Origin of the sequence: Burkholderia glumae LMG 2196 = ATCC 33617 (assembly GCF_000960995.1) — a bacterium.
GTDB lineage: Bacteria > Pseudomonadota > Gammaproteobacteria > Burkholderiales > Burkholderiaceae > Burkholderia > Burkholderia glumae.
Genome location: NZ_CP009435.1, coordinates 2,454,848 through 2,467,443 on the forward strand (window position 1 = coordinate 2,454,848; position 12,596 = coordinate 2,467,443).

A 12,596-nucleotide genomic window follows, 5' to 3' on the forward strand; every position below is an offset into this window, starting at 1 on the left:
ACACCAAACGCATCGAGAGGGTAATTTTGCTAACCGGTAAGTATTCGAAACGGATGATGTGCGTGCTGGCGCTGACGGCCGCGCTCGGCGCGACGGCCGCGCAGGCGCAGGACGTGGCGCGGATCGCGGCGGTCAATTCCGACCGTATCCTCCGCGAGTCGGCGCCCGCCAAGGCGGCGCAGACCAAGCTCGAAGCCGAGTTCGCGAAGCGCGACAAGGATCTGCAGGACATGGCGGCCCGCCTGAAGACCTTGTCCGACTCGCTCGACAAGAACGGCCAGTCGATGTCGGCTGCCGATCGCGCGCAGAAGCAGCGTGATCTGTCGCAGCTCGACACCGATTTCCAGCGCAAGCAGCGCGAGTTTCGCGAAGACCTGAACCAGCGCCGCAACGAGGAGCTCGCGGCGGTGCTGGACAAGGCCAACAAGGTGATCAAGCAGATCGCCGAGCAGCAGAACTACGACCTGATCGTGCAGGAAGCGGTCTACGTCAGTCCGCGCATCGACATCACCGACAAGGTGCTGAAGGCGCTCGCGTCGCCTTCCGGTTCGCTGAACTGACGGGGGTCGAACGCATGGCATTGACGCTCGAGGCACTCGCCAAACGTTTCGGTGGGGACATCGCCGGAGACCCGCAATGCACGGTGGGCGGCCTCGCGCCGCTCGACCAGGCGGGCCCCCAGCAGCTCGCGTTCCTCGCCAATCCGAAGTATCTGGCTCAGGTCGCCACGACGCGCGCCGGCGCGGTGCTGATCGCGCCGCGCGATCTCGAGAAGCTCGGCGCGGCCGCCGAGGGCCGCAACTTCATCGTGACGCCCAATCCCTACGCCTATTTCGCGCGCGTCGCGCAGATGTTCATCGATCTGGCCACGCCGCAGCGGCCGGCCGGCGTGCATCCGAGCGCGCGGGTCGACGCGGCGGCCCAGGTCGCGGCGAGCGCCGTGATCGGCCCGGGCGTGACGGTCGAGGCGGGCGCCGTGATCGGCGAGCAGGTGCGGCTCGACGCCAACGTGTTCGTCGGTGCCGGCACGCGGATCGGCGACGGCTCGCACCTGTATCCGAACGTGGTCGTCTATCACGGCTGCGAACTCGGCGAGCGCGCGATCGTCCATTCGGGCGCCGTGATCGGCTCGGACGGCTTCGGCTTCGCGCCCGATTTCGTCGGCGACGGCGCGGCGCGCACCGGCAGCTGGGTCAAGATCCCGCAGGTCGGCGGCGTGAAGATCGGCCCCGACGTCGAGATCGGCGCGAATACCACGATCGACCGCGGCGCGATGGCCGACACCGTCATCGAGGAAGGCGTGAAGATCGACAACCTCGTGCAGATCGCGCACAACTGCCGGATCGGCGCCTACACGGTGATCGCGGGCTGCGCGGGCATCGCCGGCAGCACCACGATCGGCCGCCACTGCATGATCGGCGGCGCGGTCGGGATCGCCGGGCACCTCACGCTCGGCGACTACGTGATCATCACCGCGCAGTCGGGCGTATCGAAGTCGCTGCCCAAGGCCGGCATGTACACGAGCGCGTTTCCGGCCGTCGAACACGGCGACTGGAACCGCAGCGCGGCGCTCGTGCGCAATCTCGACAAGCTTCGCGACCGGATTCGTGCGCTCGAGACCTCGCTCGCCGCGCGCGACGCGGGCCCCGCGCAGGACTGAGCGTCGCCAGGGCGCGGCGGCGCGGCCGGACCGGCCGCCGCGATCACGAGGGCCGCTCGGCGCGGCCCGTACCAGCATTTGCAGTTACCACCGCGCAGCGATTGCGTGAGACGAACCACCATGAACACCGAACAAATCAACTTCGACATTCACAAGATCCTCACGCTGCTGCCGCACCGTTACCCGTTCCTGCTCGTCGATCGCGTGCTCGAACTCACGCCGCACGAAAGCATCAAAGCGCTGAAGAACGTCACGATCAACGAGCCGTTCTTCACCGGCCACTTTCCGCAGCGCCCGGTGATGCCGGGCGTGCTGATCATCGAGGCGCTGGCGCAGGCCGCCGCGTTGCTCACGTTCTCCGAGGAAGAGCCGAAGAATCCCGGCAACACGCTGTACTACTTCGTCGGTATCGACGGCGCGCGTTTCAAGCGCGTGGTCGAGCCGGGCGACCAGCTGATCCTCAACGTGAAGTTCGAGCGCTATATTCGCGGCATCTGGAAGTTCAAGGCCACGGCCCAGGTCGAAGGCAAGGTGGCAGCCGAGGCCGAGCTGATGTGCACGGTGAAGTCGGCCGACGCCGCGCCCTGAGCGGGGCACGGCATTTCCGACTCCGCACTGACTACTGAGAGGCAACCGCGCATGACCAGGATTCATCCCACGGCGATCATCGAGCCGGGCGCGCAGATCGACGAAACCGTCGAGATCGGCCCTTACGCGATCGTCGGTCCGCACGTGACGATCGGCGCGCGCACCACGATCGGCTCGCACAGCGTGATCGAGGGACACACGACGCTCGGCGAGGACAACCGCATCGGCCACTACGCGTCGGTGGGCGGCCGCCCGCAGGACATGAAGTACAAGGACGAGCCGACCCAGCTCGTGATCGGCGACCGCAACACGATCCGCGAATTCACGACGATCCACACCGGCACCGTGCAGGACGCCGGCGTGACCCAGGTCGGCAACGACAACTGGATCATGGCCTACGTCCACATCGGCCACGACTGCCGCGTCGGCAACCACGTGATCCTGTCGAGCAACGCCCAGATGGCCGGGCACGTCGAGATCGGCGACTGGGCGATCGTGGGCGGCATGTCGGGCGTCCACCAGTTCGTGCGGATCGGCGCGCACTCGATGCTGGGCGGCGCCTCGGCGCTGGTGCAGGACGTGCCGCCGTTCGTGATCTCGGCCGGCAACAAGGCGGTGCCGCACGGCATCAACGCGGAGGGCCTGCGCCGCCGCGGCTTCGCACCCGAGGCGATTGCCGCGCTGCGCAACGCGTACCGGATCGTCTACAAGAGCGGCAACACGCTCGACGAGGCGAAGGCCGAGTTGCGCGAATTGATCGCGGCGGGCGGCGAGCACCTGGCCGACGTGAAGACGTTCGTCGATTTCATCGGCGCGTCGCAGCGCGGCATCATCCGCTGACGCGATGGCGCTCCCACCGAAACCGTTGCGAATCGCGCTCGCGGCCGGCGAGCCGTCGGGCGACCTGCTGGCCGCGTCGCTGCTGGGCGGCCTGCACGCACGGTTGCCGGCGGCGTCGCACTATTACGGCATCGGCGGCCCGCGCATGATCTCGGCCGGCTTCGAATCGCACTGGCCGATGGACCGGCTGACGGTGCGCGGCTATGTCGAGGCGCTCAAGGAAATCCCGGCGATCCTGCGGATCCGCGGCGAGCTGAAGCGCCAGCTGCTGACCGAGCCGCCCGATGCGTTCATCGGCGTCGACGCGCCCGATTTCAATTTCGGCGTCGAGCAGGCACTGCGCGAGGCCGGCATCCCGACCGTCCACTTCGTCTGCCCGTCGATCTGGGCATGGCGCGGCGGGCGCATCAAGAAGATCGTGAAGTCGGTCGATCACATGCTGTGCCTGTTCCCGTTCGAGCCGGCGCTGCTCGAAAAATCGGGCGTGGCCTCGACCTACGTCGGCCATCCGCTCGCCGACGAGATCCCGCTCGAACCCGACACGCACGGTGCGCGCATCGCGCTCGGGCTGCCCGAGCACGGTCCCGTGATCGCGGTGCTGCCCGGCAGCCGGCGTTCGGAGATCGCGCTGATCGGGCCGACCTTCTTCGCCGCGATGGCGCTGATGCACCAGCGCGAGCCCGGCCTGCGCTTCGTGATGCCGGCCGCGACGCCGGCCCTGCGCGCGCTGCTGCAGCCGCTCGTCGACGCGCATCCGCAACTGCCGCTCACGCTGACCGACGGCCGCTCGCAGGTGGCGATGACGGCTGCCGACGCGATTCTCGTCAAGAGCGGGACGGTGACGCTCGAGGCCGCGCTGCTGAAGAAGCCGATGGTGATCTCGTACAAGGTGCCCTGGCTGACGGGGCAGATCATGCGCCGGCAAGGCTACCAGCCCTATGTCGGGCTGCCGAACATCCTGGCCGGCCGCTTCGTGGTGCCGGAACTGCTGCAGCACTTCGCGACCCCGCAGGCGTTGGCCGACGCGACGCTCACGCAGCTGCGCGACGACGCGAACCGCCGCACGCTGACCGAAATCTTCACGCAGCTGCATCTGTCGCTGCGTCAGAACACCGCCGTGCGCGCCGCGGAGGCGGTCGAGCGCGTGATCGCGAGCCGGAAGCCACGCGCATGAAGGCCGTCCGTACCAGGCGCACCGCCGCGTCGCTGGCCGCCGAGCAGGCCGGCTTCAGCTTCGACGCGCCGGGCGAGATCGTCTGCGGCGTCGACGAGGCGGGCCGCGGGCCGCTCGCCGGGCCGGTGGTCGCGGCCGCCGTGATCCTCGATCCGGCGCGGCCGATCGTCGGCCTCGACGATTCGAAGGCGCTGAGCGCAAAGAAGCGCGAGCGGCTCTACGCCGAGATCGTCGAGCGCGCGCAGGCCTATTGCGTGGCCTCCGCCAGCGTCGAGGAAATCGACACGCTGAACATCCTGCACGCCACCATGCTGGCGATGAAGCGCGCGGTGGAGGGGCTCGCGGTGCTGCCGACGCTCGCGCAGATCGACGGCAACCGCTGCCCGACGCTCGCGATCCGCAGCGAGGCGATCATCGGCGGCGATGCGCTGGTGCCGAGCATCTCGGCCGCCTCGATCCTCGCCAAGGTCACGCGCGACCGGCTGCTGGTCGATCTGCACGCGAGCTTTCCGCTCTACGGCTTCGACGTCCATTCCGGCTACGGCACGCCCAAGCACCTCGCGGCGCTGCGCGAACACGGCCCGTGCGAGCATCACCGCCGCTCGTTCGCGCCGGTACGCGCCGCGCTCGATCTCACCCGATAGCGGACGGCGCGATGAAGTCGATCAGCTCGCGCGACAACCCGCTCTACAAGCGCCTGAAGGCGCTCGCGGGCTCGACGCAACAACAACGCCGCGGCGCCCAGGCGCTGCTCGAAGGCCTGCACCTGGCCGCGGCCTACCTCGACGCGAACGGCCAGCCCGAACTCTGCGTCGTCACCGACGGTGCGCTTGCGCACGACGAGACGCGCGCGATCGTCGCGCGCGTCGAGCCGCAGCGCGTGGTGTCGCTGCCCGATGCGCTGTTCGGGCAGCTCTCGAGCGTCGTCAACGGCGTCGGCCTGCTGCTGCTGGTCGAGCGGCCCGCCGCGGCGCTGCCCGAGCGCGTGACGGGCACGGTGGTGGTGCTCGACGGCGTGCAGGATGCCGGCAACGTCGGCTCGATCCTGCGCAGCGCGGCCGCGGCCGGCGTCGCCCAGGTGTTCTGCGTGAGCGGCACGGCCTACGCGTGGTCGTCGAAGGTGCTGCGCTCGGGCATGGGCGCGCATTTCCTGCTCGACATCCACGAGGACGTCGAGGCGGCCGACCTGATCGCGCGGCTCGGCGTGCCGGTCGCGCTGACCGATTCGCACGGCGCCCGCGCGATCGACGACTGCGACCTGAGCGGCCCGGTGGCCTGGGTGTTCGGCAACGAAGGCGCGGGCGTGTCGGCGCCGTGGCGCGAGGCGGCCAAGCTGCGCGTGACGATCCCGCAGCCGGGCGGCATGGAATCGCTGAACGTGGCGGCCGCCGCCGCCGTCTGCCTGTTCGAGCAGTGCCGCCAGCAGCGCAGGCGCTGAGGCCCGGCGCGTCAGCAAGCCAGCAGGCAAGGAAACGGCGGATGACCCGGGTCATCCGCCGTTGTTTCATGTGCGCCGTGCCGGCCCGGCGCGCTCAGTACGACTGCCGGTCGAGCTTGATTTCCTGCAGGATCGTGGTGGCGATCTCCTCGATCGACTTGTGCGTCGACGACAGCCAGTTGATCCCTTCGCGCCGCATCATCGCCTCGGCCTCGTTGATCTCGAAGCGGCAGTTCTCGAGCGACGCGTACTTGCTGCCGGGGCGCCGCTCGTTGCGGATCTCCGAGAGCCGCTGCGCGTCGATCGACAGCCCGAACAGCTTGTCGCGATGCTGGGCGAGCTCGCCCGGCAGCTTGCCGCGCTCGAAGTCCTCGGGAATCAGCGGATAGTTCGCGGCCTTCACGCCATACTGCATCGCGAGGTAGAGGCTGGTCGGGGTCTTGCCGCTGCGCGACACGCCCACCAGGATCACCTCGGCCTCGGCGAGGTTGCGGTCGGACTGGCCGTCGTCGTGCGCGAGCGAGAAGTTGATGGCCTCGATCCGCGTCTTGTATTCGTCGGTGTCGGCGTTTTGGTGGCCACGCCCCATCGCGTGCGTCGACTTCAGTTGCAGTTCCTGCTCGAGCGGCTCGACGAAGCGCTGGAACATGTCGAGGATCAGCGCGTTCGAGCGCTTGACGATGTCGTTCGACTCGCCGTCCACCAGCGTCGTAAACACGATCGGTCGGCGGCCGTCGAGCTGCGCCGCGTCGTTGATCTTCTGCACCGTCAGGTATGCCTTGTCGTGCGAATCGACGAACGGCACGCGCACGAGCCGGAACTTCTGGTCGAACTGGGACAGGATCGAGTGCGCGAAGGTTTCGGCGGTGATCCCGGTGCCGTCGGAGACGATGAAAACGGTTGGAAGCATGAATGGCGGGCGTGCGCGATGACGGCCTGGCGGCCGGAAGCGGCCATTCTAGCAGGGCCGGCGCGCACCGTTTCCGGCCCTTGCAGCCCATGCCCGGCACGCGGCCCGGCCAGATGCGGCGCCCCTCGCGGCCCTGGCCCGAGCGCGCGCCCGGGCCGCATTCGCACATCGCGCGGCCGGCACGGTAGAATAGCGGGCAACCTGTTGGATAAGCGCTTGCGGAAAGCATCACGAAGACGTCACGATCGCGTCTTTTTTACCGCCGCTGGCTGGTGTTCCCGGCAAATTGGGCGATTTGTCTGCTGTTTCGCCCTTGCGCCGGGATTTTTACAAGCCGCGCCGCTTCGCGAATGCTTATCCAACAGGTCGCGCGATGCACGCCCCGCCTTTTGCAAGCGGCCGTGCGTCAAGCCCAATCGCGCGATCGTGAATTTTTTTCACACTTAGGGGCTTGTATGACTAACGCAGCAAACGTCGCAAAGGACCAGGCGTATGTAATCCCGTTCGAGCAGTTGCGGATGACCGATGTCGAGATCGTGGGGGGCAAGAACGCTTCCCTCGGCGAGATGATCAGCCAGCTTTCCGAGGCAGGCGTGCGCGTTCCCACCGGGTTCGCCACGACGGCGCTCGCGTTCCGCGACTTCCTCGCCCATAACGATCTCACCGACCGCATCGCGAAACGCCTCGAGTCGCTCGATGTCGACGACGTGAAGTCGCTCGCCGTGGCGGGTGCCGAGATTCGCAAGTGGATCGTCGAGGCGCCGCTGCAGCCGCGGCTCGATGCCGAAATCCGCGAACAGTTCGAGGTGCTCTGCCAGAGCTCGCCCGAGGAGTTGTCGTTCGCGGTGCGTTCGTCGGCCACCGCCGAGGATCTGCCCGACGCGTCGTTCGCCGGCCAGCAGGAGTCCTACCTCAACGTGGTCGGCATCGACGACGTGCTCGACCGCATGAAGCACGTGTTCGCGTCGCTCTATAACGACCGCGCGATTTCGTACCGCGTCCACAAGGGCTTCACGCACGCCGAGGTCGCGCTGTCGGCCGGCGTGCAGCGCATGGTGCGCTCCGACGTCGGCGCGGCCGGCGTGATGTTTACGATCGACACCGAATCGGGCTTCAAGGACGCCGTGTTCGTGACGTCGAGCTACGGCCTGGGCGAGACGGTGGTGCAGGGCGCCGTGAACCCCGACGAGTTCTACGTGTTCAAGACCACGCTCGCCCGGGACAAGCACCCGATCATCCGCCGCTCGATCGGCTCGAAGCTGATCAAGATGGAGTTCACGCAGCCGGGCGAGCCGGGCCGTGTGAAGACGGTCGACGTCGCACACGAGCAGCGCAATCGCTACTCGATCACCGACGCCGACGTGATCGAGCTGGCCAAGTACGCCGTCATCATCGAGAAGCACTACCAGCGTCCGATGGACATCGAGTGGGGCAAGGACGGCCGCGACGGCAAGATCTTCATCCTCCAGGCGCGCCCGGAAACCGTGAAGAGCCAGGCCAACGGCAAGGTCGAGCAGCGCTTCAAGCTGAAGGGCCAGTCGCAGGTGCTCGCCACCGGCCGCGCGATCGGCCAGAAGATCGGCGCCGGCCCGGTGCGCGTGATCCAGGACCCGTCGGAAATGGAGCGTGTGCAGCCCGGCGACGTGCTGGTGGCCGACATGACCGACCCGAACTGGGAGCCGGTGATGAAGCGCGCCTCGGCGATCGTCACGAACCGCGGCGGGCGCACCTGCCACGCGGCGATCATCGCGCGCGAGTTGGGCGTGCCGGCGGTGGTCGGCTGCGGCGACGCGACCGACGTGCTGAAGGACGGGGCGCTCGTCACCGTGTCGTGCGCGGAGGGCGACGAAGGCAAGATCTACGACGGCCTGCTCGAGACCGAGGTGACGGAAGTCCAGCGCGGCGACCTGCCGGCCATCCCGGTCAAGATCATGATGAACGTCGGCAACCCGCAGCTCGCGTTCGACTTCTCGCAGTTGCCGAACGGCGGTGTCGGCCTGGCGCGGCTCGAGTTCATCATCAACAACAACATCGGCGTCCATCCGAAGGCGATCCTCGAGTATCCGAACATCGATTCGGACCTGAAGAAGGCGGTCGAGAGCGTCGCACGCGGTCATGCCTCGCCGCGCGCGTTCTACGTGGACAAGCTGACCGAAGGCATCGCCACGATCGGCGCGGCGTTCTATCCGAAGCCCGTGATCGTGCGCCTGTCCGATTTCAAGTCGAACGAGTACAAGAAGCTGATCGGCGGCTCGCGCTACGAGCCGGACGAGGAAAATCCGATGCTCGGCTTCCGCGGCGCGTCGCGCTACATCGCCGACGACTTCGCGCAGGCCTTCGAGATGGAGTGCATGGCACTGAAGCGCGTGCGCGACGAGATGGGCCTCACCAACGTCGAGATCATGGTGCCGTTCGTGCGTACCGTGAAGCAGGCCGAGCGCGTGGTGGGCCTGCTCGCGAAGTACGGCCTCAAGCGCGGCGAGAACGGCCTGCGCCTGATCATGATGTGCGAGGTGCCGTCCAACGCGATCCTGGCCGAGCAGTTCCTCGCGTATTTCGACGGCTTCTCGATCGGCTCGAACGACCTGACGCAGCTCACCCTCGGCCTCGACCGCGACTCGGGCATGGAACTGCTCGCCGTCGATTTCGACGAGCGCGATCCGGCCGTGAAGTTCATGCTCAAGCGCGCGATCGACACCTGCCGGCGCCTCGGCAAGTACGTCGGCATCTGCGGCCAGGGCCCGTCCGATCATCCGGACTTCGCGCAGTGGCTGACCGAGGAGGGCATCGAGTCGATCTCGCTGAACCCCGATACGGTCATCGAGACCTGGCAGGCGCTCGCGAAGACGCAGAAGTAAGCGGGCCTGCCCCGGCGGCTGCGCGAGACCGGCTGCGGCGAGCGGCGTTTTGCCGTTACGTGCGGTTGCCGGCCGCCGGCGCCCCGATTCGTGCACGACACTGTGCTATAAACACCCCGGTGGCTACCGGGGTGTTTTCGTTTGGAGGTCGGGATGTTGTCAGGCCAACTGATCTGGTGGGTCGGCGTCGGCGTGCTGGTGGTGGCCGAACTGGTGACGGGCACGTTCTATCTGCTGATGGTCGCGCTCGGGTTCGTCGCCGGCGGCCTTGTCTGCCTGGCGGGCGGCGCGCTGCATGCGCAGGTGGCCGCCGCCGCGCTGGTCGCGCTGGTGCTGCTGGTGGGCCTGCGCCGCTCGCGCTTCGGGCGCCGCCAGAAGCGCGACGCGTCGGCCAATCCCGATGTCAATCTCGACATCGGCGCGGCGCTCGACGTCGCGCGCTGGCACGAGCGGCGCGCGCGCGTGCCGTATCGCGGCGCCGACTGGGACGTCGAACTCGCCGCGGGCGAGCGCGACGATGCGCTGCACTACGAAGTGCGCGCGATACGGGGAAACTGTCTGATCGTCGCCGCCAAGCCGCGGGGCTGAGCGCCCGGCGCGCGTCGATCCGTCAATCACAGGGGAGTTTTTTCATGAATGCACTGATTTTCTGGGTGGTGCTGCTCGTCATCGTGTTCGTCGTGCTGTCGAAGACGGTGAAGATCGTCCCGCAGCAGCACGCCTGGGTGCTCGAACGCTTCGGGCGCTATCACGCGACGCTCTCGCCGGGGCTCAACGTGGTGCTGCCGTTCATCGACCGGATCGCCTACCGCCACGTGCTCAAGGAAATCCCGCTCGACGTGCCGAGCCAGGTCTGCATCACGCGCGACAACACGCAGCTGCAGGTGGACGGCGTGCTGTATTTTCAGGTCACCGACCCGATGAAGGCCTCTTACGGCTCCAGCAACTTCGTGCTGGCGATCACGCAGCTCTCGCAGACCATGCTGCGCTCGGTGATCGGCAAGCTCGAACTCGACAAGACCTTCGAGGAGCGCGACTTCATCAACCACAGCATCGTGTCCGCGCTCGACGACGCCGCCTCGAACTGGGGCGTGAAGGTGCTGCGCTACGAGATCAAGGATCTCACGCCGCCCAAGGAGATCCTGCACGCGATGCAGGCGCAAATCACTGCCGAGCGCGAGAAGCGCGCGCTGGTGGCGGCCTCGGAGGGGCGCCGGCAGGAGCAGATCAATCTCGCCTCGGGCGCGCGCGAGGCCGCGATCCAGAAGTCAGAGGGCGAGCGGCAGGCTGCCATCAACCAGGCGCAGGGCGAGGCCGCGGCGATCCTCGCGGTGGCCGAGGCCAACGCGCAGGCGATCCAGAAGATCGCGCAGGCGATCCAGTCGCAGGGCGGCATGGAGGCGGTGAACCTGAAGGTGGCCGAGCAGTATGTGAACGCGTTCGCGAATCTGGCCAAACAGGGCAATACGCTGATCGTGCCGTCGAATTTGTCAGACCTGAGCACGTCGATTGCTTCGGCGCTGACGATCGTCAATCGCGGCATGCCGGGCGCCGCGAAGGGCTGATGCGCGGCGCCGCCGGCGCTCGCCTTCAGGGAAACGGCCCGCGTGATGCGGGCCGTTTTCGTTGCGGGGGGCGTGATCGGCGTTGCCGCCCGAAGCACGCGGCCCGCGAGCCGCTTCAGGCGGCGCCGGCGCCCGCGCGCATGATGCGGGCCTTTTCGCGCTCCCAGTCGCGTTTCTTCTCGGTTTCGCGCTTGTCGTGCAGCTTCTTGCCCTTGGCCAGGCCGATCTCGCACTTGACGCGTCCGCCCTTGTAATGGAAGTTCAGCGGCACGAGCGTGTAGCCGCGCTGCTCGACCTTGCCGATCAGCTTCTTGATTTCTTCACGATGCAGCAGCAGCTTGCGCGTGCGTACCGGATCGGGCTTGATGTGCGTCGAAGCTTCGGGCAGCGGGCTGATGTGCGTGCCGATCAGGAAGATCTCCGCGTTCTTGACGATCACGTAGCCTTCCTTGATCTGGCCGCGGCCCGCGCGCAGCGCCTTGACCTCCCATCCTTCGAGCACGAGCCCTGCTTCGTAGCGTTCCTCGATGTGGTAGTCGAAGAAGGCCTTTCTGTTGTCTATGATGCTCATGAAAGGAAATGGCCAACTCGTTTAAAATCACGATTTTAGCAAAGCGGGGCGCGGTTGGCCCGGCTCGGCCCCCACTCTTGATGCCGCGAGATTTATGGCAGATGTCCAGAAAACCGTATTGATCCGCCATTCGGCGGAACAGATGTTCGACCTCGTCACCGACGTGGCCGACTACCCGAACTTCCTGCCGTGGTGCGGCGGCATCGAAATCCGCCGCCAGGACGAGACCGGCATGGAGGCGCGGATCGACATCAACTTCAAGGGCATCCGGCAGCACTTCGCGACCCGCAACACGCAGGAGCGGCCGCACCGCATCGACATGGAGTTCGCCGACGGCCCGTTCAAGAAGTTCACGGGCTACTGGCGCTTCACGCCGCTGCGTGCCGATGCCTGCAAGATCGAGTTTTCGCTGCACTACGAATTCACCAGCGTGATCCTCGAGAAGATCATCGGCCCGGTGTTCAGCCACATCGCGAACACCTTCGTCGATTCGTTCGTCAAGCGCGCCGACCAGCGCTACGGGAAGGGCTGAGCATGCCGGCCGTGCAGGTGTGCTATGCGCTGCCCACGCAGCAGACGCTGATCGATCTGGACGTGCCCGAGAACACCACCGTGCGCGCGGCGATCGAGGCGAGCGGGATCGTGGCCCGGCATCCCGAGATCGACTTGAGCGTCGCGAAGACGGGCGTGTTCGGCAAGCTCGCGCCGCTCGACGCCGTGCTGCGCGACGGCGACCGCGTCGAGATCTACCGGCCGCTCGTGGTCGATCCGAAGGCGGCGCGCCAGCGCCGTGTGGACAAGACGCGCCGCGAAGGGTCCGTGGAGGGCCGCAAGTGGCAGCACAAGGATTCGCGCTGAGCGCGTGCATGCGCGCTGCCCGCGGGCCTGGCGGTCCCGGCCCGGGCCATCCGGCGGGTTCGCTGCTCGCCGGGCCGGAGTTCGCGTGGCCGCCTGCGGCCGCCGCGCGCCGTTGCGGTGAAGCTTCGCGTGGC

At 67.4% G+C, this 12,596-nt stretch carries 14 protein-coding genes; 12 read left to right on the top strand and 2 right to left on the bottom strand.

Annotation, left to right across the window (positions count from 1 at the left end; all coding sequences use genetic code 11):
* The first annotated feature begins 53 nt into the window (after positions 1-53).
* From KS03_RS23625 to KS03_RS23655, 7 genes are all read left to right on the top strand, one after another.
* Positions 54-560 (top strand): OmpH/Skp family outer membrane protein, encoded by a 507-nt coding sequence (locus KS03_RS23625; protein ID WP_015875333.1) that lies wholly within the window; start codon positions 54-56, stop codon positions 558-560.
* Positions 561-574: 14 nt separating this feature from the next.
* Positions 575-1,660, top strand: coding sequence for a UDP-3-O-(3-hydroxymyristoyl)glucosamine N-acyltransferase (gene lpxD, locus KS03_RS23630; protein WP_015875334.1), 1,086 nt, complete (start codon positions 575-577; stop codon positions 1,658-1,660).
* A gap of 120 nt (positions 1,661-1,780) precedes the next feature.
* Positions 1,781-2,248, top strand: coding sequence for a 3-hydroxyacyl-ACP dehydratase FabZ (fabZ, locus tag KS03_RS23635; protein WP_035981898.1), 468 nt, complete (start codon positions 1,781-1,783; stop codon positions 2,246-2,248).
* Between the two features lie 51 nt (positions 2,249-2,299).
* On the top strand, positions 2,300-3,088 hold the full coding sequence (lpxA, locus tag KS03_RS23640) for an acyl-ACP--UDP-N-acetylglucosamine O-acyltransferase (RefSeq protein WP_015875336.1): 789 nt from the start codon (positions 2,300-2,302) through the stop codon (positions 3,086-3,088).
* Between the two features lie 4 nt (positions 3,089-3,092).
* The gene (gene lpxB, locus KS03_RS23645; RefSeq protein ID WP_015875337.1) at positions 3,093-4,262 is read left to right on the top strand and encodes a lipid-A-disaccharide synthase; all 1,170 of its coding nucleotides are present in this window, start codon (positions 3,093-3,095) and stop codon (positions 4,260-4,262) included.
* On the top strand, positions 4,259-4,906 hold the full coding sequence (gene rnhB / locus KS03_RS23650; protein ID WP_015875338.1) for a ribonuclease HII: 648 nt from the start codon (positions 4,259-4,261) through the stop codon (positions 4,904-4,906). Before lpxB ends, rnhB begins: the two co-directional genes overlap by 4 nt.
* 11 nt (positions 4,907-4,917) lie before the next feature.
* On the top strand, positions 4,918-5,700 hold the full coding sequence (locus tag KS03_RS23655) for a TrmH family RNA methyltransferase (protein WP_015875339.1): 783 nt from the start codon (positions 4,918-4,920) through the stop codon (positions 5,698-5,700).
* Positions 5,701-5,794: 94 nt separating this feature from the next.
* Here the strand turns inward: KS03_RS23655 and ppsR are convergent, their stop codons facing one another.
* Complete coding sequence (gene ppsR, locus KS03_RS23660; RefSeq protein ID WP_015875340.1) at positions 5,795-6,610, bottom strand: posphoenolpyruvate synthetase regulatory kinase/phosphorylase PpsR; 816 nt, start codon at positions 6,608-6,610, stop codon at positions 5,795-5,797.
* 455 nt (positions 6,611-7,065) lie between these two features.
* On the opposite strand from ppsR, the gene ppsA reads away from it, so the two are divergent.
* The 3 genes from ppsA to KS03_RS23680 all read left to right on the top strand — a co-directional run bounded on the left by ppsA (position 7,066) and on the right by KS03_RS23680 (position 11,033).
* Positions 7,066-9,468: a phosphoenolpyruvate synthase gene (gene ppsA, locus KS03_RS23670; protein WP_015875341.1), complete on the top strand. Its 2,403-nt coding sequence runs from the start codon at positions 7,066-7,068 to the stop codon at positions 9,466-9,468.
* Positions 9,469-9,621: 153 nt separating this feature from the next.
* A complete protein-coding gene (locus KS03_RS23675) occupies positions 9,622-10,056 on the top strand; it encodes an NfeD family protein (RefSeq protein ID WP_015875342.1) in 435 nt (144 codons plus the stop codon).
* A 44-nt stretch (positions 10,057-10,100) separates the two neighbouring features.
* Positions 10,101-11,033 carry an SPFH domain-containing protein gene (locus tag KS03_RS23680; RefSeq protein WP_015875343.1) on the top strand — a complete coding sequence of 311 codons (933 nt, stop codon included), beginning with the start codon at positions 10,101-10,103 and terminating at the stop codon, positions 11,031-11,033.
* A 115-nt stretch (positions 11,034-11,148) separates the two neighbouring features.
* Here the strand turns inward: KS03_RS23680 and smpB are convergent, their stop codons facing one another.
* Entirely contained in the window at positions 11,149-11,604 is a 456-nt protein-coding gene (gene smpB / locus KS03_RS23685; protein WP_015875344.1) for an SsrA-binding protein SmpB, read from the bottom strand.
* A gap of 94 nt (positions 11,605-11,698) precedes the next feature.
* Here smpB and KS03_RS23690 point away from each other — a divergent pair, with 94 nt between their 5' ends.
* Together KS03_RS23690 and KS03_RS23695 are read left to right on the top strand one after the other, a co-directional pair.
* Positions 11,699-12,136, top strand: a complete 438-nt coding sequence (locus KS03_RS23690) for a type II toxin-antitoxin system RatA family toxin (protein ID WP_015875345.1) — start codon at positions 11,699-11,701, stop codon at positions 12,134-12,136.
* Between the two features lie 2 nt (positions 12,137-12,138).
* On the top strand, positions 12,139-12,462 hold the full coding sequence (locus tag KS03_RS23695; protein ID WP_015875346.1) for an RnfH family protein: 324 nt from the start codon (positions 12,139-12,141) through the stop codon (positions 12,460-12,462).
* Positions 12,463-12,596: the final 134 nt, after the last annotated feature.

Bases quoted from the DNA above. Each gene is read 5' to 3' on its own strand.
- KS03_RS23625 (WP_015875333.1), top strand. From the start codon at position 54: ATGATGTGCGTGCTGGCGCTGACGGCCGCGCTCGGCGCGACGGCCGCG.
- lpxD (WP_015875334.1), top strand. From the start codon at position 575: ATGGCATTGACGCTCGAGGCACTCGCCAAACGTTTCGGTGGGGACATC.
- fabZ (WP_035981898.1), top strand. From the start codon at position 1,781: ATGAACACCGAACAAATCAACTTCGACATTCACAAGATCCTCACGCTG.
- lpxA (WP_015875336.1), top strand. From the start codon at position 2,300: ATGACCAGGATTCATCCCACGGCGATCATCGAGCCGGGCGCGCAGATC.
- lpxB (WP_015875337.1), top strand. From the start codon at position 3,093: ATGGCGCTCCCACCGAAACCGTTGCGAATCGCGCTCGCGGCCGGCGAG.
- rnhB (WP_015875338.1), top strand. From the start codon at position 4,259: ATGAAGGCCGTCCGTACCAGGCGCACCGCCGCGTCGCTGGCCGCCGAG.
- KS03_RS23655 (WP_015875339.1), top strand. From the start codon at position 4,918: ATGAAGTCGATCAGCTCGCGCGACAACCCGCTCTACAAGCGCCTGAAG.
- ppsR (WP_015875340.1), bottom strand. From the start codon at position 6,610: ATGCTTCCAACCGTTTTCATCGTCTCCGACGGCACCGGGATCACCGCC.
- ppsA (WP_015875341.1), top strand. From the start codon at position 7,066: ATGACTAACGCAGCAAACGTCGCAAAGGACCAGGCGTATGTAATCCCG.
- KS03_RS23675 (WP_015875342.1), top strand. From the start codon at position 9,622: ATGTTGTCAGGCCAACTGATCTGGTGGGTCGGCGTCGGCGTGCTGGTG.
- KS03_RS23680 (WP_015875343.1), top strand. From the start codon at position 10,101: ATGAATGCACTGATTTTCTGGGTGGTGCTGCTCGTCATCGTGTTCGTC.
- smpB (WP_015875344.1), bottom strand. From the start codon at position 11,604: ATGAGCATCATAGACAACAGAAAGGCCTTCTTCGACTACCACATCGAG.
- KS03_RS23690 (WP_015875345.1), top strand. From the start codon at position 11,699: ATGGCAGATGTCCAGAAAACCGTATTGATCCGCCATTCGGCGGAACAG.
- KS03_RS23695 (WP_015875346.1), top strand. From the start codon at position 12,139: ATGCCGGCCGTGCAGGTGTGCTATGCGCTGCCCACGCAGCAGACGCTG.